At 34.7% G+C, this 26,353-nt stretch carries 34 protein-coding genes, 1 pseudogene and 1 other annotated feature; of the genes and pseudogenes, 10 read left to right on the forward strand and 25 right to left on the reverse strand.

Features of this window, described 5'->3' with window-relative positions; all coding sequences use genetic code 11:
- Positions 1-9 precede the first annotated feature (9 nt).
- On the reverse strand, positions 10-648 hold the full coding sequence (gene refZ, locus AC0ONG_RS21915; RefSeq protein WP_000814913.1) for a forespore capture DNA-binding protein RefZ: 639 nt from the start codon (positions 646-648) through the stop codon (positions 10-12).
- A gap of 147 nt (positions 649-795) precedes the next feature.
- Between refZ and AC0ONG_RS21920 the strand changes: the two genes are divergently transcribed.
- Complete coding sequence (locus tag AC0ONG_RS21920) at positions 796-1,275, forward strand: GAF domain-containing protein (protein WP_000494340.1); 480 nt, start codon at positions 796-798, stop codon at positions 1,273-1,275.
- Positions 1,276-1,337: 62 nt separating this feature from the next.
- Here the strand turns inward: AC0ONG_RS21920 and megL are convergent, their stop codons facing one another.
- Positions 1,338-2,513, reverse strand: coding sequence for a methionine gamma-lyase (gene megL, locus AC0ONG_RS21925; protein WP_474204043.1), 1,176 nt, complete (start codon positions 2,511-2,513; stop codon positions 1,338-1,340).
- 398 nt (positions 2,514-2,911) lie between these two features.
- On the opposite strand from megL, the gene rpsD reads away from it, so the two are divergent.
- Positions 2,912-3,514 (forward strand): 30S ribosomal protein S4, encoded by a 603-nt coding sequence (rpsD, locus tag AC0ONG_RS21930; RefSeq protein ID WP_000135320.1) that lies wholly within the window; start codon positions 2,912-2,914, stop codon positions 3,512-3,514.
- Positions 3,515-3,754: 240 nt separating this feature from the next.
- On the opposite strand, the gene AC0ONG_RS21935 is transcribed toward rpsD, so the two are convergent.
- The 4 genes from AC0ONG_RS21935 to AC0ONG_RS21950 form a co-directional block, all read right to left on the reverse strand.
- Entirely contained in the window at positions 3,755-4,231 is a 477-nt protein-coding gene (locus AC0ONG_RS21935; protein WP_098782233.1) for a hypothetical protein, read from the reverse strand.
- 79 nt (positions 4,232-4,310) lie between these two features.
- On the reverse strand, positions 4,311-4,472 hold the full coding sequence (locus AC0ONG_RS21940; RefSeq protein ID WP_178379692.1) for a hypothetical protein: 162 nt from the start codon (positions 4,470-4,472) through the stop codon (positions 4,311-4,313).
- Positions 4,469-4,714: a hypothetical protein gene (locus AC0ONG_RS21945; RefSeq protein WP_474204045.1), complete on the reverse strand. Its 246-nt coding sequence runs from the start codon at positions 4,712-4,714 to the stop codon at positions 4,469-4,471. Before AC0ONG_RS21945 ends, AC0ONG_RS21940 begins: the two co-directional genes overlap by 4 nt.
- Before the next feature lie 139 nt (positions 4,715-4,853).
- A complete protein-coding gene (locus tag AC0ONG_RS21950; RefSeq protein ID WP_001146351.1) occupies positions 4,854-5,069 on the reverse strand; it encodes a hypothetical protein in 216 nt (71 codons plus the stop codon).
- Between the two features lie 179 nt (positions 5,070-5,248).
- Here AC0ONG_RS21950 and AC0ONG_RS21955 point away from each other — a divergent pair, with 179 nt between their 5' ends.
- From AC0ONG_RS21955 to AC0ONG_RS21970, 4 genes are all read left to right on the forward strand, one after another.
- Positions 5,249-6,751, forward strand: coding sequence for a T7SS effector LXG polymorphic toxin (locus AC0ONG_RS21955; protein ID WP_000056039.1), 1,503 nt, complete (start codon positions 5,249-5,251; stop codon positions 6,749-6,751).
- 5 nt (positions 6,752-6,756) lie between these two features.
- Complete coding sequence (locus AC0ONG_RS21960) at positions 6,757-7,179, forward strand: immunity 70 family protein (RefSeq protein WP_000268162.1); 423 nt, start codon at positions 6,757-6,759, stop codon at positions 7,177-7,179.
- 469 nt (positions 7,180-7,648) lie between these two features.
- On the forward strand, positions 7,649-9,532 hold the full coding sequence (locus AC0ONG_RS21965; protein ID WP_474204049.1) for a DEAD/DEAH box helicase: 1,884 nt from the start codon (positions 7,649-7,651) through the stop codon (positions 9,530-9,532).
- A gap of 4 nt (positions 9,533-9,536) precedes the next feature.
- Complete coding sequence (locus AC0ONG_RS21970) at positions 9,537-9,854, forward strand: hypothetical protein (RefSeq protein ID WP_153581586.1); 318 nt, start codon at positions 9,537-9,539, stop codon at positions 9,852-9,854.
- Between the two features lie 142 nt (positions 9,855-9,996).
- Here AC0ONG_RS21970 and AC0ONG_RS21975 read toward each other — a convergent pair whose 3' ends face one another.
- The 11 genes from AC0ONG_RS21975 to AC0ONG_RS22025 all read right to left on the reverse strand — a co-directional run bounded on the left by AC0ONG_RS21975 (position 9,997) and on the right by AC0ONG_RS22025 (position 16,397).
- Positions 9,997-10,599, reverse strand: a complete 603-nt coding sequence (locus tag AC0ONG_RS21975) for an HK97 family phage prohead protease (RefSeq protein WP_098781894.1) — start codon at positions 10,597-10,599, stop codon at positions 9,997-9,999.
- Positions 10,600-10,628: 29 nt separating this feature from the next.
- Positions 10,629-11,255: a hypothetical protein gene (locus AC0ONG_RS21980; RefSeq protein ID WP_474204051.1), complete on the reverse strand. Its 627-nt coding sequence runs from the start codon at positions 11,253-11,255 to the stop codon at positions 10,629-10,631.
- Between the two features lie 31 nt (positions 11,256-11,286).
- Positions 11,287-11,424 carry a hypothetical protein gene (locus AC0ONG_RS21985; protein ID WP_194807967.1) on the reverse strand — a complete coding sequence of 46 codons (138 nt, stop codon included), beginning with the start codon at positions 11,422-11,424 and terminating at the stop codon, positions 11,287-11,289.
- Positions 11,425-11,727: 303 nt separating this feature from the next.
- Positions 11,728-11,853, reverse strand: coding sequence for a hypothetical protein (locus AC0ONG_RS21990; RefSeq protein WP_474204054.1), 126 nt, complete (start codon positions 11,851-11,853; stop codon positions 11,728-11,730).
- A gap of 20 nt (positions 11,854-11,873) precedes the next feature.
- The gene (locus AC0ONG_RS21995) at positions 11,874-12,254 is read right to left on the reverse strand and encodes a hypothetical protein (protein ID WP_474204056.1); all 381 of its coding nucleotides are present in this window, start codon (positions 12,252-12,254) and stop codon (positions 11,874-11,876) included.
- Positions 12,255-12,275: 21 nt separating this feature from the next.
- Positions 12,276-12,497 (reverse strand): hypothetical protein, encoded by a 222-nt coding sequence (locus tag AC0ONG_RS22000; protein ID WP_474204058.1) that lies wholly within the window; start codon positions 12,495-12,497, stop codon positions 12,276-12,278.
- 331 nt (positions 12,498-12,828) lie between these two features.
- The gene (locus tag AC0ONG_RS22005; protein ID WP_474204060.1) at positions 12,829-15,111 is read right to left on the reverse strand and encodes a phage/plasmid primase, P4 family; all 2,283 of its coding nucleotides are present in this window, start codon (positions 15,109-15,111) and stop codon (positions 12,829-12,831) included.
- Between the two features lie 102 nt (positions 15,112-15,213).
- Complete coding sequence (locus tag AC0ONG_RS22010) at positions 15,214-15,513, reverse strand: hypothetical protein (protein WP_327960454.1); 300 nt, start codon at positions 15,511-15,513, stop codon at positions 15,214-15,216.
- Between the two features lie 14 nt (positions 15,514-15,527).
- Positions 15,528-15,671: a hypothetical protein gene (locus tag AC0ONG_RS22015; RefSeq protein WP_327960456.1), complete on the reverse strand. Its 144-nt coding sequence runs from the start codon at positions 15,669-15,671 to the stop codon at positions 15,528-15,530.
- A gap of 167 nt (positions 15,672-15,838) precedes the next feature.
- A complete protein-coding gene (locus AC0ONG_RS22020) occupies positions 15,839-16,111 on the reverse strand; it encodes a hypothetical protein (RefSeq protein ID WP_199689091.1) in 273 nt (90 codons plus the stop codon).
- Positions 16,112-16,160: 49 nt separating this feature from the next.
- Positions 16,161-16,397, reverse strand: coding sequence for a helix-turn-helix domain-containing protein (locus AC0ONG_RS22025; protein WP_221825613.1), 237 nt, complete (start codon positions 16,395-16,397; stop codon positions 16,161-16,163).
- A gap of 160 nt (positions 16,398-16,557) precedes the next feature.
- Between AC0ONG_RS22025 and AC0ONG_RS22030 the strand changes: the two genes are divergently transcribed.
- From AC0ONG_RS22030 to AC0ONG_RS22045, 4 genes and pseudogenes are all read left to right on the forward strand, one after another.
- The gene (locus AC0ONG_RS22030) at positions 16,558-17,091 is read left to right on the forward strand and encodes a helix-turn-helix domain-containing protein (RefSeq protein ID WP_221825617.1); all 534 of its coding nucleotides are present in this window, start codon (positions 16,558-16,560) and stop codon (positions 17,089-17,091) included.
- Positions 17,092-17,147: 56 nt separating this feature from the next.
- Positions 17,148-18,323, forward strand: a complete 1,176-nt coding sequence (locus AC0ONG_RS22035) for a tyrosine-type recombinase/integrase (protein ID WP_474204063.1) — start codon at positions 17,148-17,150, stop codon at positions 18,321-18,323.
- Positions 18,324-18,935: 612 nt separating this feature from the next.
- Positions 18,936-19,370, forward strand: a pseudogene (locus AC0ONG_RS22040) (T7SS effector LXG polymorphic toxin); the annotation flags it as partial.
- Positions 19,371-19,457: 87 nt separating this feature from the next.
- Positions 19,458-19,940 carry a hypothetical protein gene (locus AC0ONG_RS22045; RefSeq protein ID WP_017763655.1) on the forward strand — a complete coding sequence of 161 codons (483 nt, stop codon included), beginning with the start codon at positions 19,458-19,460 and terminating at the stop codon, positions 19,938-19,940.
- Positions 19,941-20,388: 448 nt separating this feature from the next.
- On the opposite strand, the gene AC0ONG_RS22050 is transcribed toward AC0ONG_RS22045, so the two are convergent.
- From AC0ONG_RS22050 to acsA, 8 genes are all read right to left on the reverse strand, one after another.
- Positions 20,389-20,535 carry a hypothetical protein gene (locus AC0ONG_RS22050; protein ID WP_017763656.1) on the reverse strand — a complete coding sequence of 49 codons (147 nt, stop codon included), beginning with the start codon at positions 20,533-20,535 and terminating at the stop codon, positions 20,389-20,391.
- 186 nt (positions 20,536-20,721) lie between these two features.
- Positions 20,722-20,850 carry a hypothetical protein gene (locus AC0ONG_RS22055; protein WP_000050940.1) on the reverse strand — a complete coding sequence of 43 codons (129 nt, stop codon included), beginning with the start codon at positions 20,848-20,850 and terminating at the stop codon, positions 20,722-20,724.
- Positions 20,851-20,978: 128 nt separating this feature from the next.
- Positions 20,979-22,235 (reverse strand): tyrosine--tRNA ligase, encoded by a 1,257-nt coding sequence (tyrS, locus tag AC0ONG_RS22060; protein WP_063675844.1) that lies wholly within the window; start codon positions 22,233-22,235, stop codon positions 20,979-20,981.
- Positions 22,236-22,305: 70 nt separating this feature from the next.
- Positions 22,306-22,533, reverse strand: a binding site (T-box leader).
- Positions 22,534-22,610: 77 nt separating this feature from the next.
- The gene (locus tag AC0ONG_RS22065) at positions 22,611-22,856 is read right to left on the reverse strand and encodes a hypothetical protein (protein WP_001293698.1); all 246 of its coding nucleotides are present in this window, start codon (positions 22,854-22,856) and stop codon (positions 22,611-22,613) included.
- A complete protein-coding gene (locus AC0ONG_RS22070; RefSeq protein WP_000057202.1) occupies positions 22,837-23,382 on the reverse strand; it encodes an RNA polymerase sigma factor in 546 nt (181 codons plus the stop codon). The genes AC0ONG_RS22065 and AC0ONG_RS22070 overlap by 20 nt, the downstream gene beginning before the upstream one ends.
- Complete coding sequence (locus AC0ONG_RS22075) at positions 23,363-23,818, reverse strand: hypothetical protein (RefSeq protein ID WP_000066443.1); 456 nt, start codon at positions 23,816-23,818, stop codon at positions 23,363-23,365. The genes AC0ONG_RS22070 and AC0ONG_RS22075 overlap by 20 nt, the downstream gene beginning before the upstream one ends.
- Before the next feature lie 66 nt (positions 23,819-23,884).
- On the reverse strand, positions 23,885-24,445 hold the full coding sequence (locus tag AC0ONG_RS22080; protein ID WP_003257681.1) for a maltose acetyltransferase domain-containing protein: 561 nt from the start codon (positions 24,443-24,445) through the stop codon (positions 23,885-23,887).
- Positions 24,446-24,527: 82 nt separating this feature from the next.
- Positions 24,528-26,246: an acetate--CoA ligase gene (gene acsA, locus AC0ONG_RS22085; protein WP_000862047.1), complete on the reverse strand. Its 1,719-nt coding sequence runs from the start codon at positions 26,244-26,246 to the stop codon at positions 24,528-24,530.
- Between the last annotated feature and the right edge of the window lie 107 nt (positions 26,247-26,353).

A 26,353-nucleotide genomic window follows, 5' to 3' on the forward strand; every position in this document is an offset into this window, starting at 1 on the left:
GGGGATTCTTCACATATGAACAGCTCTTGGCCATTCATGGTACATATTCGCTTTACATAATGCTTGTTCCATCCATTGCTCAATCTCTTTCGTGTACATTTCTATGAAAAATGTCTCAGACGGGAAAGAATGCAGTACTTCTGATATATATTGTGGATATAAAAACGGCATATTTATCATGCCTTTTAATTGCGTCATAAACATTGTAAATGATACTTTCTGAAATTCTTGTTTTATTTGTCCTTGCCTAATAATTTGCTCTATATAATATCTTTCTTTAGAAAAATAAACGGTCATCACTTCACGAATTAATGTCGTATCAAGCGAAAGCTCTCGGTAGAAGAAACGTGTTAGTTCTCTATTTTCAAATTGATATCGTAACATCCCACGCACCATTTGCACCATCACATCTTTAGCCGACAAATACTCTCTCTGTTCAAACGAAATTTCAATCACATGAATATACCCTTCTAAAAAATCAGTAATAAGCTGTTCTAATAAACCTTGCTTCCCAGCAAAATAATATGAAATATTCGCTACATTCACATCCGCTCGCTTTGCAATGTCTCGCACCGACGTTCCATCATAACCTTTCGTATTAAACAACGATATTGCCGCATCAATTACTTTTTGTTTCGTCTGCTTCATGCGCTCACTTCCTCTCAATGAACAGCTATAGTTTAAATTTCTTGACTTTTAAGACAAATTCCTTTAATTTTCTATCGACAAAGTCATGTGAAATACATCGTATTTTGCTAATATTTTACACATCTCGATAAAAAAGGAGCTGTTTCCATGTTTACTAAAGAAAGTTATGCAGGATCTCGCGTGCAGCAATATGAGACAGTAATTAAACAACTGGATGCGTTATTAACTGGCGAATCAAACGTAGTCGCAAACTTATCAAATGCGTCCGCATTATTAAACCAATTTTTAGATCGCGTTAATTGGGTTGGCTTTTATGTAACAGAAGGAAATCAGCTTGTCCTTGGACCGTTCCAAGGAATGCCTGCTTGCGTACGCATTCCATTTGGACGAGGCGTTTGCGGCGTAGCAGCTGAAACGAAAACAACTCAGCTTGTAGCGGACGTTCACCAATTCCCAGGTCACATCGCTTGCGATAGTGCTTCTAATTCGGAAATCGTTGTACCGATTGTGAAAGAAGGAGCTGTCATTGGTGTACTTGACATTGATAGTCCTGAAAAAAATCGTTTTGATGAAGTAGATCAGCGCTATTTAGAAAAGTTTGTGGAGACACTCCTAAAACATATGTAAAAAGAAAAGAGCGAGTTATCGACTTAGTACGTCCTGTACAAAACCGATAGCTCACTCTTTTTTTATTGATTAACAGTAGATATTTTCTTTAATGCCTGCTCTAAATCAGAAACGATATCCTCCCACGATTCTAAACCGACCGATAAGCGTATTAAATTATCGAAAATGCCCATTTCTTTTCTTAGTTCAGCCGGAATCGCAGCGTGCGTCATCGTTGCTGGGTGCTGAATTAATGTTTCTGTATCGCCTAAACTTACCGCAATTGTAATAAAGTGAAGATCATTAATAAACGCTTGCGTCTCTTCTTTTCCGCCTTTTACTGAAAAAGAAATAACACCGCCCCCGCGTTTCATTTGACGAGATGCTAACTCCCCTTCTGGATACCGAACATCTTCTACCACATCATGTTTTCTTAAGAACGATACAATTTTTTCTGCATTATCACAATGACGATCCATTCTTACTGCTAACGTCTTTAACCCGCGTAATAATAACCACGCATCAAACGGCGCCATAATACCGCCGATATCTTTTCGCATCGGGCGAATCTTTTCAGCTAACGCTTTCGTTTTACAAATCGTTACACCCGCTACAACGTCACCATGGCCACCAATATATTTTGTCGCACTATGCACAACAGCGTCACAGCCAAGCTCAAGCGGTCTTTGTAAATAAGGCGAACAAAACGTATTATCAACAATGACAAGTAAGCCATTTTGCTTCGCAACCTGAATCACTTGTTTTAAATCGATTAATTTCATTGTTGGATTAATCGGTGTTTCAACGAAAATAAGCTTTGTATTCGAACGAATTTTATTTTCAATATTAGCCTCTGTCTCCATGTCACAAAACGAATGCGTAATCATAAATTTTTCTTCTAACACTTCTAAAAAACCGTACGTACACCCATATAATCCGTTTGAACAAATAATATGATCTCCAGCCTTTAAAAAACCAATTAAAGTTGCTGAAATAGCTGCCATACCAGATCCGAAGGCAAGTGCCTCTTCTCCTCCTTCTAACACCGCCATACGTTCTTCAAATAATTTCACAGTTGGATTTCCAAGCCGTGAGTAAATATAAGATGGATCCACTCCCGCAAAACTCGCCTCTCCTTGCTGCGCAGTCTCAAATGTAAATGTAGAAGTTTGAAATAAAGGTGGTGTTAAACTTCCTTTATGTTCCTCAGGTGTATAACCGTGATGAATTAACGCTGTCTCCATATGCTTCTTTTTCATAAAAACATCCCCTTTATGTTTTTATCCCGCATATTCACCAATAAAAACTGATGAACGTTTTTACTACATTTTATGTAAGCGTTTTATTTGTGTTTCTATCTCTTCTTTTATATTGTTTTAAATTCCTTCTTATATTAATTTCCAAAATTTATATGCATAAAACAAAAACGTACTCGCTTGACGAAACTCTGGGTAAAAGATATAATAGCGTTTGTGTAAAATAAAAAGGCAGCCTTGTAATGTGAGTTTATCGTTTGTATTTTGTTCCTCTACGGAGGTGTATCTCGTAACTCCCTGCTGCTGGAGCGAAGGTACATGAAAACAAAATGCCCGTAAATATCGATTACGTCTGTTTTTATTTTACGTAAATAAAAACATTTTTAAAGGAGGAGTCAACTATGGCTCGTTATACAGGTCCAGCTTGGAAACTGTCTCGTCGTCTTGGAATCTCTCTAAGCGGCACAGGAAAAGAATTAGAAAAACGCCCTTACGCACCAGGTCCTCACGGTCCTAACCAACGTAAGAAACTTTCAGAATACGGTTTACAATTACAAGAGAAACAAAAACTTCGTCACATGTACGGCATGACTGAGCGTCAATTCCGTCGCACATTTGACCAAGCAGGTAAAATGCCTGGTAAGCACGGCGAAAACTTCATGATCCTTCTTGAAGCTCGTCTTGACAACTTAGTTTACCGTATGGGCTTAGCTCGCACTCGTCGTGCAGCTCGCCAATTAGTAAACCACGGTCACATCATGGTTGATGGCGCTCGCGTAGATATCCCATCTTACCGTGTAAAACCTAACCAAACTATCAGCGTTCGCGAAAAATCTAACAGCCTTGTTGTTGTTAAAGAAGCGATCGAAGTTAACAACTTCGTACCAGAATACTTAACTTTCGATGCTGACAAATTAGAAGCTACTTACACTCGTCACGCTGAGCGTGCTGAGTTACCAGCTGAAATCAACGAAGCATTAATCGTAGAGTTCTACTCTCGTTAATTAAATCGCTTTGTAGATACTAGTATTAAAAACCCTAGAAACGTTATTATAACGCCTTTTCTAGGGTTTTTTGCTGTTCTTATGGTTTGTAAAATACCTTAAATAAAATTAATCATTTTGGGGAGGTTTTTGGGGGACTTTTTGGATAAAATAAGCGTGGGCAAATGCTATTTCCCCTATATTTTTCAATAGGAATATATATCCAAGATATAATAAAAAGCCACACTCCTTTGAATGTGACTACATTAATTCATCATCTATTAACCTATTCTCTTCTTTATAATACTTTTCAATTACTCCCATTATAGAACGCTGATTTTTATAAGAGTCAGTCCGGAAGTTGAATTTTTCTTTTTCATTAGGTGAATCTAAGAAAGAAGCACACCAAAAAATATATTCCGTACTATGGCTCCTTAATTCTTTTGCAAAACTATTCTCTTCATTTAAGTTAATCCATATGTACACTTTATGATTTAACAATTCAAATTTAATCTTTTTCTTCTCATTTTCATCTGTTTCTTCAAAACACTTTCTACCTAAATCAAGAACTTTTGTAATATGATCCATTAAATCCTTTTGCATCCTTCTTTTCTCAGGCAATGATACAGTCACCTTACGGTCTTTCTCTTTGTTTTGATTTAAGGTTCTAGCACTATAAATTGACAATAATAAAGTAAAAAAAGATATAACCAGCGTACCAAATTTAATCCAATCCATTTTTCCCCTCCTTATGTAGTAAATACATATTACCACATAAGGTTATCACTATATAGTAAACCCCTTTTATCACATTACTTCACATTTTTTTAGCTTCCTCTTCACCCTTACGAGCAGCTAATATACGTGGAACCGATGTTTTCATAAAAAACTCTGCCATTTTTAACGCTGTTTCTTCACTAGGTGGATTATCTAAAATAGTTCGTTCTTTTCTTTCTATAAGATTCTTCCTTTCATTCATAACTTTTTACCTCTTTTCTTTTTATCCCCTTTGTAAGTGAATATCGTACACAACTTACCATCTTCCAGAACAACTTTTCTGTCATAATCCGCTAGAATTTCCTCACGATTGATTTTTTCTACTTTTTCACCGTACCTCCAATATCCAGCACGAAGTAGAAACTCAGAATATCCTTCTGGAATCGGTAATTCATAACCATCTAAGGTAATTTTAGTTACTTCAATACCTTCTCTAATTATCATCGAATCACCCTTTTAATTTTGAATATGGATAAGTTTGATTTAATATAAAAAATACCTTCAAATATTTTATAAATGAATATAAAAAAGGGTATGAATAATGTTCACAACCTTTTTCGTGATGTCATAGTAAAGGCGTGCCTCATTTTTTCTTTTTAGTTTTTATACTTCCAACTTTTTCTATTGTTGTTCTAAGTTTCCCATCTTCCCCCACAAACCAATGGTATTCATATCCATCTTTTATGTATCTACTCGGGCACGGTTCACTACTTTCACATGGTGTTCCATATTTATCAAGCAAATCGTAAATTCTTTGTGATACTTCTCTTTTTCCAACAGGTGTATTAATGTAAGGCATCATAATCCCTCCAATTATTATCGTTATTGTTTATTCATAATAAAAAATCATTCTTTCAGTTGGAATATGGATAAGTTCGCTTTGAGGTATATTAATACCTCTAATAAACTCATTACAATGTAATATTTACAGTTATCTCCTTAAATCGGTATAATTTACTTATTAAAGGAGGGAGATTTTTGAGTTTAAATATGTATTTAGGGGAAGTACAGGCTCAAACACAAAGTATGAATGCTTTCTGTACCGCTACTATTCAAGGTATGGAACAAGCTATTCAGTCGATTGATGCTTTTACCAGTGATACTGTTCTACAAGGGCAAACTTACGATAGCGCAAAAGCATTCTTTGCAGAAACTTTTCGTCCTTTGGCACAAGGAATCATTTACTTATGTGAGGAATTAATTCGTCAGAACGATGCCTTTCCAAGTCAATTTCAATCACAGGTAGCTTCAACAGATGTTATTGAACAAGAAATATTAGAACAAATTCGAGAAATTGACCGAATGATAGCAAGTACAGAAGCCCTCCATCAAACTATGCCAATTTCGGGCATGGACGCTATGGTAAATCTTTTCATTGCCATGAGGCGCAAACTTCAAGAAAAGTTAGATCATTTGTATCAGTTCAACCAAACATCTAGTAATAACTATAATACAGCAATTCAATTAGCCGCTAGCATTGCGACGGGGCTTGCTGAAGTTCAAAGTGGGAAAGGTTTTAGTCCAGCAAGTGGTACATTTAGTACACAAGGATTAAATATGGAGTGGGCGACTTCAATTCAAGCGATTGCAGAAGATAGGAATCGTCAGGCTGATAATTCAATCGAAGAAGGTGCAATGTGTGGTAAACCAAAATCTGATTTAGAGAAAGCTTGGGATGGTCTTTATGATGGTGCAGGAAAAGGTGTTGGAGATGCTTGGGAAGGATTTAAAGCGTTAGGTGACGGCGAAACATGGTCAGACATGTGGGATGCTGTTGTCAATTATGATGAGACTCTTCCTGCTATGTGGAACGCTTTCTCAGATTCTTTTATGAATGACGTTTGGCATGGCGATGTTGAAAGTGGATTCCGCTGGGGTTCTTATTTAGTAACATCAGTCGGTCTAGGGTTACTTGGTGGGAAAGGTCTTGATAAGGCTTCTAAACTTGCTAGAGGAGCAAACATGTACAAAGTAACTGAAGCTTTTCCACCACGTTTACAACCTGCTTTTGCAGGTGTTGGTCTCACTGGTGAAGCAATAGTAAGCACACTTCCACCATCAGGAAATTGGGTTAATTATTTAAGCGGTTATCTTATGTTTGCTAGACCATCTTGGAGACAATCAGAACTTGACGTAGGTAAGGAGTATCCTAACTATGACGACCAAGTTGCTTTTAAAGACAGAGAAGAAGTTTCAAAAGTTACAAAAGGTAGTACAAGACCTGATTTTTACACAAAGGGTCACAGCTTGGAAGTGAAAAATTATGACTTGTCTACTTCATCAAAAAGAAGTAACCTAGTTAGAGTTATTGTTAAACAAGTTAATGATAGGGTTGATAATTTACCTATAGGTACAAAGCAAACTGTCATCATTGATATACGAGGACAAACTGTTCCTGAAGAGGCCTTATTTGATATCGTAAGAAAAATAAGAGAAAAGTCTAAAGAAACACCCGAGGTAATATTTAAGCGAGAGGATTGATATTAATGGCAGTAGGATTTAAAGTAGATATATTTTTCTATGAAACAGGACACCCTGATTTTTTACATAGCTTTTTTTCAACCATGTCATATCATACAGAGTCTGAAGGTTGGGGCACTAAGTACCCACTATTAATGAAGAATTTATATTTCGACAAGTTACGTTGGGAGGACACAGAAGAAGCACTTCAAAATGTAGAAGAGATAAGAAAAATTTTAAGTGAATTACCTCCTGCAGAAGTCATTTGGGATATTGAGCACATGGAAAAACAGCCACCTTGGGGAAATAAAATCCCTAATAAAATAACTAGTTTAGCCAATTATCATGCTACTCCAACAGGTACAACTTTTTTAGATTTACTAAGCAACGCTTTAAACACTGCAAAAAGAAACAAAATTGATATAACAATTTCAAATCTAGGAAAATAAATCCTGCTAGATATCTTATGGTTTCATTTGAGTTTTATCACTTTACGCTTCGAGGCTGAGGCTGAATAAAAACATTTAAGTCACACTCATATGAGCTGTGGCTTTTATTATGTAATAATTTATAGATTTTCGTAGACATTTCACACCCCCCTTTATTTTTTTTAATGTTGCCTAACGATAGAGATGCCCCCTACGCTACCTATCCTCCCCAAAGGAAAAATTTTAATTTTTGATAGGGGGCTTCCGGAATAAAGGAATTACTCTTTTAACATTGAATAACTTTATAAGGTTAATACACAAATATATCCTTTTCTAGTATGATGCATTTTTCATTTCAGTGAATCTATTATTCTACTGTTATTTTAAAATATATAATATGGTATGATGGAAATAAATACATATTACACCATGCAACTAATTAAAAAACTAATAGAGTTATAGTGTCTTAACTAGGAAAGGAAAATTACTTATGAATCATTTTTCACTTGCAAATCCACATATTAGAAGTAATGTAAATCTAAGAGATCCTCAAGTTTTTGCCTATGAAAGTTTATTACAACATTACTCTAACCAAGAAAATGACAGAATGTCCTTAGTAGTATTACCAACAGGTACAGGAAAAACAGGCTTAATGGCAATTGCCCCATATGGAATAGCTAAAAAAAGGGTATTAATAATTACACCTCAGACAATTGTGAAAGATACTGTTTTAGGTTCATTAGATCCAATGTATCCAAAGAATTTTTGGTTATCAACCAAAGTTTTTACTGGGAAACCTCAGCTTCCAACCGTAATAGAATATTCCAAAGAGATAAGCAATGGTATTTTAGAGAGTGCAGATATAGTTATTTTAAATGTCCATAAGTTACAGGAAAGACTAGAAAGTTCTTTATTAAATAAAGTTGATTCTACATTCTTCGATTTCATAATAATTGATGAAGCCCACCATTCAGAAGCACATACCTGGAAAAAAGCTATAGAATATTTTTCAGATGCTAAAGTATTGAAGGTTACTGGTACTCCATTTAGGAGTGATGGTGTACAAATTGAAGGAAAAGAAATATATAGATATAACCTCGGACAGGCTATGGCAAATGGATATGTAAAATCTCTTGAGAGATTTAAATACGTTCCAGAAAAAATGTATTTTACTTTGGATAAAAAAGATGATGAATTTTATTCCTTAGAAGAAATCTTAAAAATCAAAAAAGATGACTGGATTACACGGAGTGTCGCTTTATCGCCAAAAAGTAATATCAGTGTTGTTGATAGATCAATTGAAATGCTAAAACAGAAAAAAGAGAAAACCAATAATAATCCTCATAAAATCGTTGCTGTTGCATGTAGTATTGAACACGCATTACAGTTAAAAGATATTTATGAAAAAAGAAGTATGAGAGTAGCGATTGTTCACAGTAAAATGGACAAGAGTTCATTAAATGACGAATTTGATAAAATTGAAAGGCATGAAGTAGATGTAGTCGTAAACGTAGCATTATTAGGTGAGGGATATGACCATAAATTTTTATCTATTGCTGCTATTTTTAGACCTTTTAAATCTGATCTACCTTATCAGCAATTTATCGGAAGAGTTTTAAGAACAATTTCAATAAGTGATGGATATAATATTAACGAGGAAGATAATATTGCCCAAGTTGTACATCATCAAGAATTAAATTTAGATGCATTGTGGGATAACTATAAAAATGAGATCCGTAAAAGTGATGTTATCAAAGAAATAAAAAAATTAGCAAGAAAAGAAAAAGCGTTAAAACCAACCACCCCACTTGAAGATTTAGATTTTGGTAATACCGAAGAATCAAATGAGTACTTAACCGATGCGGATGCTTTTATGGATACTGAACTGTTAAATCTAAGAGAGACGAAATTAAAAGAAGAACAAGAACGAATACAAAAATTAATGAACGAATTCGGAATCAATGAAGAATTAGCAATTAATTTAAGTAGACAGATGAATGTTGAGGATAATGCAAAAACTGAACGATTACTAAGACCAGACTTATATCAAAAGAATCTCCGATCCATGCTTGATTCAAAAATTAGAGAAGAAATTGTACCTGATATTATTACATATTTCAAACTCGATCTAGCTGGGACTGAAATTACTGAACTACGTCATGAATTTATTGCTAATCCTAATCAAAAGCCTTATGATAATAAAGATAATAATGGAGCTACCTTAGCAAAGTACCTTAATATGTCATTAAGGAATTTCAATAGAAAAAATCGTAAGGAATGGGAACTTGATGATTACGAACGTGCAATTAAACAAGTCGATACTTACTCTGAATATGTTGTTCAAACATTAAAACATCATTTTAAGGAGAAATGAAAAAATGATAAAATTTGTTGAAAAGTTATATGAGGAGACATATTCTCCTAAGCTGACGCCTGAACTATTAGTATCTAATTTAACATTAGATAACTATACAAAAATTAATTTCGAGAAAGTTCATGGAATACTTGAGGCTCACGTTTTTTGTTTTTTAGAAGATCATACTGAAGCAGAATATATATATAAATTTAAAGATAACTTATTGATTAAGTTAGAATCTAACATTGATAATATTAAGGAGACAATTTATTGTAGAGAAAAAGAAAAACAAAAAATTCTTGATCAAATTAATTATTTTACAGAAATAAAAAAAGCATAATCCAATGTGAAAGTAAATAAACATTAAAATACACTCACGCTGAAAAGTGAGTGTATTTTTTATCTTATAAAAAAGCCGTCAACAAAACGGCTTACATGTTAAATCTCGAAACGATACACGGTTGGTTCTACCTCTGAATAGATTAGCTTCCCATCTTTAAAGCACCGTTAATCTTTCGGATTAATTCTCTCCGTTCAAGCTCAAACAGAGTATGATCAATTTGCTCTTTCATAAACAAATGCTGTCGCTTGTCACCTTCCACAACAGTAGTATCCGGATATGCTGGATTATAGACTGGACTAATCTCACTTAAACGAGCCTTTAAAATAGTCCGATACTCTTCTTCGTATTTGGTTTCCCAAGTTGAATTTTCATCTACAAAGGTAAAAGATACTTGCGATAATTTACCGCTAGTCACTTCCTTATATACCTTTTCTCCTAGATCATTATCAGGTAGGATTAGTTTGAAACTTAAGCCCACACTATCTTCTTCCAAGGTTAAACTGCCATCTTGAATTTTTCCTAAAAATTTATTTTTATTATGATTAAATAATGCAAATTGGTCTTTTTCTTTCAATGACTCTTGAAAAGCCCCTTTTCTAACTCGCTCATAAAATTGCTTTCTATTTGAGTATATCTTAATAGACCATTTGTCCCATTTTACCGCATAACCACTGATTATTTTTTCTTTACTCTTACTACGTGTTGTTAATTTAAGTTCTCCAGCTGAACAACGTATTTCCATTTATATCACATCCGATACCATACAAATTATTAATACGTTGCTCTACTCATAGCGCGTTGTCTATGTCCATCAATAATTTCATGATTAATCGTTTGGATTTCCAATTGTTTCCCTTGCCACATGTAACCATTATCCCCTCTATGTTGAGGAACATAATCAACTTTCTTAACCGAATTAACTTTGGAACGAATCGTCTCACCAAAGTTTTTATATTCACCATATTCTTTTTCGTAGTTATCTACTAAATTATGATATTCATCTCTAACCTTTAATATTTTGGATGCCAGCTCTTCCAACATCTTATACTTTTTATCCACAATTTTTTGCGATTCATCCACAACTCCATCAAGATCTACAATTTCCGTTAATTTCGTATCTTGTAGTTTCTCAATTATTTTTTCTTCTTTACGTATTTCAATCTCCTTTCTCAAAATGAGTTCTTCAACATCAACTGGTTCTTGTCTTTTGAAGAAGAATTTCTTAGGATTCAACTTGTTTAACACTTGCTGTTTATCATCTGATTCAAGCTCTTCTATTTCTTTCTTTAAGACATTAATCTTGTTCTGACTCTCCGTAATTAATTGTGACGGTCTAGCTAATACCTCCAACATTTCATGGTATAAATTTGCCTTTTTCATCATTTCTTCATAGTTCATTTTTATATCTCCTTTTATTTTTATAGTTTCATTACATTTTATTTATTTTTTTCAAAGTATCTTTTATCTGTTTTAAAATGCTCATTCTTAATTCTTCTTCCTTGCTCATTTCGAATTTAGCCCTAAGTTCCCTGTGAGCCAAAGATGCAGTTTCATACTTTCTAGGCATTTTCCACACCTCCCTTCAAGTCGGATTCGACAATTATCGACAAATTTCATATAGAACATCCCCACTTTTTCCGATAATGTTTGCAGTACAACAAAATAAGTACAACAAACCTCTAAACATTGATATGAATGGATTTACGGGTCTTTTTTATTTGTCACGTGACGACAAGTGTGACAAAACGGATTCCCTCAAAAAAGTCTGTTATATCAACGTTTCCTAAACAATTTGTTAGTTTCGTAGTACAACAAAAAAACGAGTTTTTTCAAAAAACCATTTTGAGGTGCACGTTTGCACCCCCACTCCCTATCCCCCCAGATGGTCGATAAATAAAATTTGGACAGGGGGGGTATAAAGCTTACTCTTTTTAAATCGGATGCTTTTTACATGCCCAAACAGATCTATGCTTACATTTTGCTCAATATCTTCCACAGTTCTCTCTCCTCCTATCTTTAATCTCCTGCAAACTTGATTTCCCTCATAATCTCAGCATGTTTCTTGTTGATATAGCCTGTACTATAATTTAACTCCTCAGCTATGCCCTCTAATTTCATTCCATCGATATACTTTAGCTTGAGTATCCTATTTTCTAATCCTCTGAATGTACTCACTAACTTTTTCAGTTTATACATATCATTCAGCTTATGAGCCAGTTCATACTCAATTGCTTCAATATGCACTTCTACTTTTGCGCCATCTGACTCAGCAGTTAGACGAACATTCTGTAAGTCGCCACTGACCCAGCGTTTTAGTTCAGCTTTTGTTTTATCTAAGTTGTATTCCAAATAAGCAATGTCCTGTTCTAATTTCTGATAGTCTTTCAACCAATTCAATTACATATCACCTACTTAGATTCAATTCTCTTTTCTAGTAATCTCTTTACCACCCAGCTTCATCTTCTTTAGGACATAGCCTGTACGAGTATAAGGACTATCTTCCTCTATACAATGCGCGTCTCTGTGACCTTCACCTATTCCATGATGATGAAACTTTCTACAGTATTGACACCATGTGCTGAGATTTCCCACTGTGTCTCTTTCTATTGCTAATACGATTGGTGCTTTTTTAGTTGCCATTTTCTCTACCTCCACTTTTTTGTTGCTGGTTTTAGAAACCACGGCAACTCATTCAGCGACCTTGTTCACCCCTAATGGTTCTAAGGCTTGTACATGTTTGGTTGCTGGTTGCTGGTTACCATATCCCCGTTCGTGCATTTATCCCACAATTAATTAAATAAATATATTTGTTATCTAAATAAATACATTTTTAATTTAATACATCTATAAACTAGCAACCAGAACACTTCAAACCCTTATGGGTCTAAGGCTCATGCTGGTTGCTGACGGGTTGCTAATTGCGCAACACGAACAGCTCAAACCCTTGGGGTTCTAGGGTTCACACTGGTTGCTAAAAAGTTGCTGGTTTTGCTTTAAATCCCTTCACTGTTTTTGATGTACCATTTACTTTTACTTTTTTGTCTTTCCATTCCATGTCATACTTTGCACAAACAGCATCTTTAAATTGTTTTTGCCCTAACGGATGCTGAACGTGATTGTCTTTGCACCACTCGTCATATGCCTTCAAAGCATCCGTCCCTCTAACTTCTTCAAAAAACTGCTTATCATATTCAAAAAAGAAGTCGGCAAGTGGATCATTGTATTCCATAAAGTTCTGTTTCGCTTCCTCCGCCTTCTCGTTGTACGTTAGGATATCGGCCGTGCGTTTCGTCATGTCCTTTATTGCATCTACAGCCAATTTCAAGACGTATTCCTTTGCACTTACTGTTTCAAGTTGTTTCATGCTTTCCATTTCGGATATACGGTCTGGGTCATTCATAAAATTATGATCAAAGGGTAAAATATGCAGTCGTTTATTAATCTGATTGCCGTGTTCTCTAAAATTAGGGTAGTGATTACTGGCTGTAATACATACCGTGTTCATTTGTACTGTTTGACTACCCTTTCCTTTATATTCGATGTCGACATATCCACCTGTAATAATAGTTTTTAATGTTCCACTATCACGTATTACCTCATCGGGTTGATCATCTACGATATTTGCCAATTTCCCATAAATGCTACTACCCGCGAAGGCATTTTCCGCCAATTTCTGCGGACTTATCGCTGATATATTCTCCCCAGAATTGAATGTCTTCTGTATCATATATAAAACCGTAGATTTCCCGTTATGGGCGCTACGTCCATACAGATAAAACATTTTCGGAACTAACAAGGTTGGATACAAGACCGCTCCAAACATTTCACGAATATTTTTTATAGTAGGTAAATGTCCATCAGATACTTTCATCAGCGTTCTTTCAACAAATGAATCAAAGGCATTTGAATTATATTTTGTAGGTATCTTTTTGGTTACAAATACCTCTGGTGTAAACTCTTTAAATTCCATACTATCAAGATGCAATAAACCATTTTCTACTGCTATATAATTCTTGGATTCTTCATTTACTACTGGTGACATATCCATAATGTATTCTTGTACTTCACGCACTTGATTTCTTTTTAATATCTCCGCATCACGAACGAGTGAACGTAACTTCCTACACGTTTTATCAAGTTCATATATTCCAGTAGCTTTGTTGTAAACATAGATATCACCATCTTCATTTGGAAAACGCACAATTTTATTTTCCTGTAAAATGTACTCGACCATGATATGATGTAAAAAACTAGTCCGTCCGTTATTTTCGCTCCACCATGAGCCTTTTTTTATACCATTTGTTTCAACTTGTTCATTTACCAAATAATGAACATCATTTTTTCGGTTGTAATCAAAACTACGATTATAATCCGAAACAGAACCGTGGGTAGATTCAATTGCTTTTTCAATTGTCATTTGTCCATATGTACGACCATCCGAAGAATGTGGTTTGTCCCATTTATCACGAATTAATGAAGACTCTCTGAACATCGAATCCATCTTTGCAGCATCTTTATCTGTCCAAAATGCCAGATGATTACATAAGGCCATATCCGTTGAAGAATGATCACCATTTATAAGCATTCCACTAAATAAATCTCTAATAGCCCCACCATTCTTACTATTAAACATTTGCTCCCATAGTTCTGAGTTTGAGAGATTACTTCTGTTACTTTCCCTTGAAACAGAAGGTATTTTTGACACTACAGGAACTTCCTTCTTTTCTATATACTTTTGAAAGAGAACTTTTAAGTTTTCGGTTGATTCCTCCACAGGATAATTACTTATGCTGTCCCCAGTGAAGGTGAAATATCTTCCATGCCTATATACCTCAAGACCGATAGAAGGATTTTTCTTACCTGTACCTACTCCTCTCAAAGGTAGCTTTCCTTTTGCAATAATATGAATGCCTTCACCACTTGGAGAGTATTCTGTATAACTTGGAACAAGATTCATAATATCCTCGGCTAACTCTGTAAATTCACCTTCCTGGACACAATGATCTATATCAATCCCTATGAAGACATCTTCCTTAGAAAACATAAAACCAATACCGTTATAATCACCTTGACGATACTCTTCCACGACTTCTTCAAAGGTAGCCCAAGTATTACGATTATTTGATTGAGCCATAGATCCATTAGTTTGGTATGGAACTTTTGTTGATTTACTATTTCGTACTTCAGCTCTCCACAAGACCCAATTAGGAGTATTTTTCAATTCTGTTGGTATATTATTAAAATTATTAAGCATATATATCACCTCCTATTGCCGTCTAATTAACTTGATGTTAAAATATAAGTAGATAAATAATTGCTTTGGTAGATATACGAACCGCGAATTCGTATATCTTTTTTATTGGATTTTTCCACTATTCTTCACGACCTCATTGAATAAATCTGTATTGATTTTATCGAATTCTTCAACACTTCCAATCAATTCAGTTTTTAATTGCCGCATAACATGCCACAATATTCTAATCGTTCTGTGATGCTCTTTGTAGCAATTTTTTTCTTCTCCTTTCATTTCTGCTTCTAACATTCTGTCATTTAATTGACCTAATAGGGTTTCTACATCAATTAAAGTATCTGCATGTCCTTTAATTTGGCCTACTTCATGATCTAATCCAAATGCTAAATCCCTTACATCTCGCATGTTTCCACCACTCCTTATTTACTGTTCATTTCACGTAGTTTTTGTTTTGCCTCAAGTTCGACAACAAACATTACCACTGGATTATGTTTCATTTCAATACACATTTCTCTTACTTGTGCTGCTGTCATAAGCTTACTTGCCGATAAAACTCCATTCATATGTATTCCTCCCTACTATGTATTAACGTTGCTACCGTCTTTTTCAGCTATCATTTCCAACATCGCATTTATGTTCGGTCCGCAAGACCATCTGACCAACAAAATATATCAACTTACCCTTTAATCTACGTTTGCCCACGCTTATTTTTTATAGATTGCTAGATATATCACCATTCATCCATTATCGTTTTTATAACTTTCACACTTTCTTCAAATGGCCAAATCCGCTTGCCTTTTTCTTTACGTCTTTCCAGACGTTTCATTCGTACATCATTTAGAAATTCGTTCTCTAAAAAAGATTTTGAAAGACACGTCATTTCACTCATCCGATTAATATCCCAAAAAACCAAAGCATAACGTAGCTCTTGATTAATTTGTTCATAAATATATTTACGAATTTCATTTTGATTGAGTGAAACATCAACTGTGGCTAAAGACATATTTCTTTCACCTCATCTTTCTAAAAACATATAGATTTCCATTTTCAACTTATGAAATTTTCGCTTCATACTCTTCTATAACGGAATCCGTTAGTTTTTCATTAAAAAAAATAGCTGGTTCTACATCTAATATTTTTGAGATCAGATTTAAACGTTCCACATCAAGGCGGACTTTTCCATTAGCAATATAAATATAACCTTGCAAAGTTAACCCTAATTTTTTCGCCATATGCGTTTTTGTTATACCTTTTGCCTTTCTAATACGTTCCACATTTTTTTGAATCATTTTATCCACCTCCAAAATAACGGTTTTCGTTATAAACACAATATAACAACGGAATCCGTTAATGTCAACTTTTATTTTAACTTTTTTCAAAATATCCGTTATATTTTTTAACGATATCCGTTATAATGAATGAAGATATATTCGAAGTGGAGGAAAAGCAATGCTCACTAGTGAAAGAATTAAATATCAAAGAAAGTTAAATAAACTTACCCAAAAAGAGTTAGCTGATAAATTAGATGTTTCTTCACAAGTTATATCTAATTGGGAAAGAGATTACACTAGACCCAATTATGATGATATAGGGAAATTAGCTAATGTATTCAAAGTTACCTCTGATTATTTATTAGGCAGGGTATCATCTCCAGAAGGATTTATTATTGATCATTCTAAAGCTTTACCCCCATCTCAATATGATCCACAAGTTGATCAATATAATAATGATAAGAATAATTTATTTAAAACAGTAGCATTAGCATATGAACACAATGAACCATTACCTATTATTGTAGATAAAGAAAATAAGGTGAACATTCAAGTATATAAGGAAAACGGTTTAACACTTAATGCACAAGATACTCGCGAGTTAACTGCTATGATAAACGGTTTTCTTTATGGTAAGAAATTTGTGTCTAGAGAAGATGAAGATAATATATCCTTCGAAGATACTTATAATGATGAAAATAAAAATTATTAATAACTAAAAGTCTATCCCCGATAGCGTTTGCCCACGCACGAAAGGGAAGATATATGATGAAGTTATATAAAACAAAGAAAGATCCCGAACTATACTATTATTTCAATACCAAAGGTATAAAACTGTGGTGTTTTAGGCATAGATATTATGATCCTTTAGGAAAAAGGCGAGAAAAATATAAACAAGGATATAAATCTGAAAATGAGGCTTACCGAGGACTACTTGAAGTTAAGACCAGCATATTAAATGGTGAAGTTAAACAAGTGAAGAATTCTAATCTAACCATTTCAGAATGGCTGGATATATGGTATGAGACTCATAAAAATGAATGGAAAATCTCTTCACGTTCACAACGAGAAAATGCTATTAAGTATCAAATGAAGCCATTGCTCGGTAAATACAAATTAGCTGAATTAGATAAATCAACTTATAAACGTGTTTATATTAATGAACTATTAAAGAAATATAAACCTAGTACCGTTCAACTTTTTCATAGACTATTTAAAATTGCAATCAATGCAGCTGTGGATGATGAACTTATCCCTCGTAACAGATTTAATAAAATTACAATACCGAATGAAGAAAAAACAGTAGAAAACTTTTTCACAGCTGAAGAGTTAAATGAATTCATTGCAGCTGCTAAAAAGTATGAAAACATCACAAACTACAGCATAATTTTGTTACTTTCTTTCACAGGATTAAGAAAAGGTGAGGCACTAGGTTTACAGTGGAAAAATATTAATTTTGAAAATAAAACTTTAACTGTGGAGCGTACCCGTGATAATAAAGGTACACGAACACCTAAAACTAAAAATAGTTTTCGAACGATTTTAATTGATGATACTCTTATTAATCAATTGAAGGTATATAAAACATGGTGTAAAAAAACGAAGCTCTCTTTCGGCCTTCATTTACACGATGATGATTTTATTTTCATATCTTATCAATCTGGAACTCCTATAACAGATAATCCTTTAATGTATAGTTTTCAACGCATCTTAAAGCATACAACTTTGAAAAAAATCACTCCGCATGGTTTAAGACATACACATGCGACATTATTAATTAGCCAACGTATACCAGTAAAAGTTATTGCTGATCGTTTAGGTAATACACCACAAATGATTTTTGATATATATGGTCATTCATTTAAGGAATTAGAAGAAGAATCAGTCGCTGCATTCAGTACAAGTTTACTTGCAGCTGGGGGAACTTTTGGGGAGGATTTTTAAAATCATGCCTCGAAACCTTGATAATATAAGGGTTTTTAATGCTAAGGAGTTCTACTCTCGTTAATCTCGGTACTCTGCAAAGAGTCGTATTAAAAGTCTTAGGAACCTTGTTTATCAAGGGGCCTGGGCTTTTTTTATTGAATATAACCCGATTATATGCATAGAAACAGACCAATGTAACAAAATAAAAAAGAACTGCAAGTCTTTAGTTAATAAAACTTAACCCCCTCTCTAGAATTCCATCCATTTTTTATCCACATTAATAAAAACCTCCCCCTTCTTCTAACACTTAAAAACACTACATTCTATCCCATAACTCATTTTTCTTTGCTGTACTCTCCTTTTCTTAACATTATTTTTACAACGTATTTATTTGCACATAATCTATATCTTCCCTTTTCTATTTACATTCAACCTTAAAAACCTCTTCATCACTCGAGCATCCGAATGAGATTAAAAAACTTAATAAACGAGTACCTCTTTAATCGTTAAATCATTAGAATATTCCGTTTACAACCCCTCCCTTAAATTGGTATTATTTTCTTGTAAGGGGAGGGAAAGTTCGTGTCTTTAAATATGCATCTCGGTGAAGTACAAACTTAAACAGAAAGTATGAACTCTTTATGTATCGCTACTATTCAAGGTATGGAACAAATTATTCATTCTATTAATGCTTTTGCATTGGATACTATTCTACAAGGACAAACATATAGCAGTGCAAAAGCATATTTCTTACAAACCTTTCGTCCGTTAGCACAAGGAATCATTTACTTATGCGAAGAATTAATCCGTCAAAATGATGCTTTTCCAAGAGACTTTCAATCACAGGTAGCTTCTACAGATGTTATCGAACAGGAGATATTAGAACAAATTCGAGAAATCGATCGAATGATAGCAAGTACAGAAGCGCTCAACCAAACTATGCCGATCCCAGGTATGGACGCTATGGTAAATCTTTTTACTGTCATGAGGCAAAAACTGCAAGAAAAATTAGAACATCTATATGAATTTAATCAAACATCTAGTGATAACTATAGTACAGCACTTTAACTAGCTGCGAGTATCGCACAAGGTCTTGCGGAAATACAAAGTGTAAGTGAAGCAGAATAATAAATACTAAAGGGGTATGAAAAAATGAAACGTAAACTATTAACTTTAGCGATTCCAATGTTGTTAATAACAGGGGTAGGTTGTGAGTCAAACGATAAAAAGAAAGACGAAGTAATGGAAGCTTCTGTTAAAGAAAACAAGAAAGAAGACTATAGTAAGAATGCAACATACTTACTTAAAGATTACACTGAACAAACGGAAGAAATAAAAGACCTTATAGATAGCAGAAAATCTAATAAGAAGAAGGCTGAAAAGTTAAAAGAGTTATCGAAACCTTATTTCGAATTAATTGATAAGATTGATAAATTAGATTATAAGTTAGCTGAAGACAATAAAGCACCGATAAACATAAGTAAAGCAATGTTATTCTCGAAATCAGGGGTAGAAAACATACAGGCAGGTTTAGAAAAGGATGATAAAGATACAATTGAATTCGCTAAACAGGATTTAGACGAAGCTTCTGAGTTAGTAGACAAAGCAACAAAAGAACTAAGTAAAAAGAAATAACACAAAGGGGTATATGTCAATGAAACGTAAACTATTAGCCTTAGCTATTCCTGTTATGTTGTTAGCAGGTTGTACAACATAGACATATGGACTTACACAGTCAGAGTTACGAAAAGTGGACAAAGAATATTAATCAAATAAACTAACAATATATTAGAAGGTCTTTTCATGAGTTGTGGCTTTTATTATGTAATACTTATAGAGTTTCGTAGACATTTCACCACCCTTTCATTTTTTTAAAAATAGTGCAACTATTGATGTGCCCCTACGCTACCTATCCTCCCCAGAGGACAAATTTTATTTTTTGACAGGGGGACTTAAAAGATTAAATCAAAAAAACAGCCTTCTCAAGTCAATACTTGAAACGGCTGTTTTTAATAAAGGAAAATATTAATATCATGATAAACCTTTCTTTGATTTTATACACTAAATTATCTAAACGTTCCCTTTAGGAGTCACTACTTGTTTTATGACTAAATAGATTATCATAACCTATCGGGGTAAACTGTTCATCTATCCCTAACTTTTGGATAGTAATTATAGAATCCATGCAATCTGAAAGTAACAATCTTTGAGATGCCTCACTATGTTCCATACAAATCCTCCTGTTTATAACGATTTATTTTTATCAATTTATCAGTTCACATTAATTATATTTTTTTCTTCTACAAACCCTCTATTAAATAGCTCACTTACTAAATTTGAATCCTATGCATACAAAAAAGCTACCGAAGAAACCAAAACAGTTACTTCGAGTAGCTTTTATTTATATATATTAAAGTTATTTATTTTCCTCTTTTTGAACATATACATAAGCATCTTTCTGCTCTTTATGTATATCAACCTTCGAATTCTCTGCAAGTTGACCCGCGTTTAGCAAAGAAAAAATAATCAACGCTTCTAGTGACATTTCGTTTTACCACTCCTTTCTAATTGTTATACGTTTATCATACCGCTTACATGTGATTTCCGTATGAACTCGAAAAGGAGATTAAAACAAAAAAAGCTTTGAGGAATTTCCCCAAAGCTTTTTATTTATTAGTAACGAATTAAGAAATATTTCTTTTTACCGCGGCGAATGATTGTAAATTTACCTTCGATGCGGTCGTTTTCTGTTACAACGTAGTCTAACGCTTGTGTACGCTCACCGTTTACGTAGATTGCGCCGTTCGTTACATCTTCACGTGCTTGACGTTTTGATGGAGAGATTTTGCTTTCTACAAGTAAGTCGATTAATACTGTATCTTCTGCAGTACGTTCTACAGATGGTACGTCTTTGAATCCTTGTTCAATTTCGCTTGCAGTTAGTTCTGCTACAGAACCGCTGAATAATGCAGCTGAAATTTTAATCGCTTGCTCTAATGCTTCTTCGCCGTGAACAAGTTTTGTCATTTCAGAACCTAATGCTTTTTGTGCTGCACGTTTTTCTGGTGCTTCAGCTACTTGCTTTTCAAGCTCAAGAATTTCTTCATGAGATAAGAATGTGAAGTATTTTAAGTATTTAACAACGTCGCGGTCATCTGTGTTAATCCAGAATTGGTAGAACTCGTAAGGAGTTGTTTTCTCTGGGTCTAACCAAATTGCGCCGCCTTCTGTTTTACCAAACTTCGTACCGTCAGATTTTGTAACAAGTGGAATTGTTAAACCGAATGCTTTCGCATCTTCCTCTGATTTACGAATTAATTCAAGACCAGCTGTAATGTTACCCCATTGGTCACTACCACCGATTTGCAGACGGCAATTATGGTGTTGGTATAAGTTTAAGAAGTCGTATGATTGTAAAATCATGTAACTGAACTCAGTGAATGAAATACCAGTTTCTAAACGAGATGCTACTGTATCTTTTGCTAACATATAGTTTAAACCGAAGTTTTTACCGATATCGCGTAAGAATGAAATTACATCTAAGCTACCAAGCCAGTCATAGTTGTTAGCCATCGTTGCTGGGTTGTCCACGTTTTCAAACTCTAAGAAGTTTGAAAGTTGGTTTTTAATGCTTTCTGTGTAGTAAGCAACTGTATCTTTCGTATTTAATGTACGTTCTGCTTTTTTACCACTCGGGTCACCAATCATACCAGTACCACCGCCAACAAGTGCGATTGGTTGGTGGCCAGCTAATTGGAAACGACGTAACATTAATACTGGTAACATATGACCAATATGTAAACTATCCGCTGTCGGGTCGAAACCACAGTATAATTTAACGCTTTCTTTTTCTAATAATTGCTCAAGGCCCTCAGCATCTGTTTGCTGATTAATTAGACCGCGAAATTCAAGATCTTGTAAAATACCCATATCCTACATACTCTCCTTTAAGTTCATTACTGGCGTGAAGGTTGAAAACATAAAAAAATCGCCCCTTCAAATAAGGGACGATTTTGATTATCGCGTTACCACCCTAGTTGCAGGCAAAAAAGCCTACCACCTTATTTACATAACGGCTTAGCACCGTCTTTTCCCTTTTGAATACAATTCAATCGAAAAAAGATGCTCTAGGGGCGTAATTCGCGATCATCTATGTGCTGATTTTCACCGGCCATCAGCTCTCTAAAACAGGGAAATGATCACTACTTCTCCCTTTCCACGCTCAATTATTCATATACTTTTCTTTATACCATCATTTATATAGGCGTGTCAAATAGAGGTCAGGTTTCCCTCCTTGCCAATCCTTTACAACGCCATAAAGAGTATCGTAATAAGAGAAAGAATTGGAACCCCAACTAATAACGATACATGAAACACAACCGATAAATCATTCCCAATGGTCGCCTCCACAGGATCTTTCGCTGGAGAACCAAGAAACCCGATTAATCGATCGAATTGACTTACCGTTTTTGGAAAGTCTGGTATTTCTACATGATCACTATCTAAATGTTGCTTTAATTTATATTCACTTTTAAAGAGATTTTCGCTCAATTTCATCCACCTCCAGCAATTGTTTCAATTTCTTTATCCCGTTATAGAGTCTCGATTTCACTGTTCCAATCGGAATGTTTAATATCTCTGCAATTTCTTTTTGCTGCATGTCATGATAATAAGAAAGGATTAGGACCGCTCTTTGCTCTTCTGGAACTTTCAAAATTGCTTCTCTTACTGTAAGCCGATCTTCGTGAGAAAATTCTTTTTCCGGAATCGGCACTAAAAATGGCAAAAGCGTACGCCACTTTTTTCTCCTATTTAACTTATTAATCATAAGACGATAACCAATTTGAAATAAATACGTTTTTATTTTACCTTTTTCAAGTTCATACATATGTTTCTTACGCTCTAGCGTCAAAAACGTATCTTGCACAAGATCGATACTTAATTGTTCATCTCGGTTAAATCGATATAAAAATGTGTATAGCGCTGGTTTGATTAAAACATATAGTCTTTCTCCCGCTTGTTTATCTCCACTTTGATACGCAAGCATGAGCTCCTCCTCAATCCCAATCTGCGCCATGATTTTTGATCTCCTTTATTCCTTTTAACGTTAATGAAATACGGGAAATTAAATATGCAATCGCAATAAAAATCCACAATTGTGATTGATTTGTAAAAAATTGCACATATGGGTTTTGAATCGTAAATCCCATTGCAACTAAAGTATTTAACGCTTGCACACATATGCATGCATACAATGCCAGACAAACAGAAATCGTATCAAATACATTCCAGCGAAAATAAACTTTTGTTTTTGTAAAATCGATTTTATTCCCTTTTTTTCGTACTATATGTTTTCTATCAAATGGAATAATGATTGAAAACATAACACCCATTATAACTCCAGCTGTAAGCATTGATACTCTATATCCAATTGGTATCGGTAAGAAAAGACCACAAGAAAATACAACTATAATCCCAATTAAAGCAAAAGTAAGAAGTAATTTATTAGACATATAAAAGCCTCCCTCATCTATTCTTTCATAAATGTATACAGACGAGGAAGGCACTTCGTTCAAATATTATTTTAGTTTTTTTATAATCTTTGCAGGATTCCCGCCAACTACTACATTATTAGGCACATCTTTCGTTACGACAGCACCAGATGCGATCACCGCATTGTCTCCAATTGTTACACCTGGATTAATAATTGCTCTTCCGCCAATCCATACGTTATCGCCAATTGTAACTGGTTTTCCGTATTCTGATCCGCTTATACGCTCTACCGGATCAAGCGGGTGCGTTGCTGTATAAATGTGAACACCTGGAGCTAACATACAGTTCACTCCGATTGTTACCGGGCATACGTCTAAAATCGTGCAGTCAAAGTTCGCGTAAAAATTTTCACCGACATGAATGTTATAGCCGTAATCACATCTAAAAGAAGATTCAAGATGAATATTATCTCCTGTCGTTCCGAATAATTCTTTTATGATTTCGCTACGCTCTTTCAATTGCTCTTCTGGCGTATCATTTAATTTTCTCGTTAATATACGTGCTTGCTCTCTTTCTTGTACTAAAACTGGATCAGCCGGTATATACATTTCTCCTAGTATCATCTTTTCTTTTTCTGTTTTCATCATACTACCCCCGTTAACTTATATATATAAGTTAATAATAACATAAAAAAAGGCCTGAACATTTTTTCGTTCAGACCTTCCTCTCTTAATCTTCCATCGTTGATAAGTCACCTGTTGGTAAATTCAGCTCCCACGCTTTTAATACGCGGCGCATAATTTTACCACTTCTCGTTTTCGGTAATTTATCTCTAAATTCAATTTGTCGTGGCGCTGCATGAGCTGCTAGGCCTTTCTTTACAAATTGACGAATTTCTTCTTTTAATTCATCAGATGGTTCGTATCCTGCTCGAAGTGCGATAAATGCTTTAATAATTTCGCCACGCACTGGATCAGGAATACCAATTACACCTGCTTCTGCAACAGCAGCATGCTCGATTAATTTACTTTCTACTTCAAACGGACCAACGCGCTCACCTGACGTCATAATTACATCGTCAATACGTCCTTGGAACCAGAAGTATCCATCTTCATCCATATAGGCAGAGTCACCTGATACGTACCAATCTCCCGGCATGAAATAAGATTCATACTTTTGCTGGTTATTCCAGATTGCACGCATCATAGATGGCCAACCTTTCGCAATTGCTAAGTTACCCATTGTGTATGGAGGAACTTCATTTCCTTCATTATCAACAATCGCTGCTTTTACACCTGGAATGGGTTTACCCATTGAACCTGGACGGATTTCCATACAAGGGTAGTTACAAATAACTTGTCCACCTGTTTCTGTCATCCACCACGTATCATGAATACGAAGTCCAAATGCATTCATACCCCAGCGAATTACTTCTGGATTTAACGGCTCACCAACGCTTAATACGTGGCGAACTTGTGATAAGTCATATTTTTTAATTGCGTCTTGTCCAGCTCCCATTAACATACGGAACGCTGTCGGTGCACTATACCAAACTGTTACACCGTAATCTTGCAGTGCTTCATACCAAGCTTCCGGACTAAATCGCCCACCTAAAATAACATTTGACGCTCCAACTAACCACGGTGCGAAAATACCGTAAGCAGTTCCCGTTACCCAGCCTGGATCAGCTGTGCACCAATATACATCGTCTTCTTTTAAATCTAATACCCATTTCGCCGTTTGATAGTGCTGAACCATTGCATTTTGCGCATGAAGCACACCTTTTGGCTTACCAGTAGAACCAGACGTATAGTGAAGAATTAAACCATCTTCACGGCCTAACCATTCAATATGTAATTCTTTTGAAGCTTGTTCAAATAAAGGATTGAACGCTACCGTTTTACCGCCTTCTTCTACATTATCTCCAACAAGAAAAACTGTTTTTAAAGCAGGTAAATCATTTAATGGTACACGCTCTAATAACTCAGGCGTTGTAATTAACACCTTCGCTTCACTATCTTCTAAACGATCGCGAACCGCACCTTCCATAAATGCTTCAAATAACGGTCCAACAATTGCTCCTAATTTCACTGCACCTAAAAGTGCGAAATATAATTCTGGAGAACGTGGCATAAAAATAAAAACGCGATCGCCTTTTTCTACATCGCCATAATTTTTCAGGACATTTCCTGCTTTATTAGAAAAATCCTTCATTTCCTTAAATGTATATTTCTCTTTTCGCGATCCATCTTGATAATAAAGAGCTACTTTATTCTTTCGATCGGATTTCGCATGCTTATCAATTGCCTCATACGCCATATTTACTCGGCCTGTTTCATTCCAAGTAAAGTTTTTATTAACCTCTTCCCAGTTAAAATTCGCGTATGCCTCATCATAATTCGGCAAATTATTTTCTCCTTTAATGACAGGAAGCGTTTCTACTTTCATACTTTACATCCCCCTCCTATGTATTCTATTATCTATTATAATGATATTATTTAAAATTTTCAGTATATTTGTTGGTTTTTAGACAAATTTTTAATGACAAAATTCGA

This window comes from Bacillus sp. TCT6 (assembly GCF_056033845.1).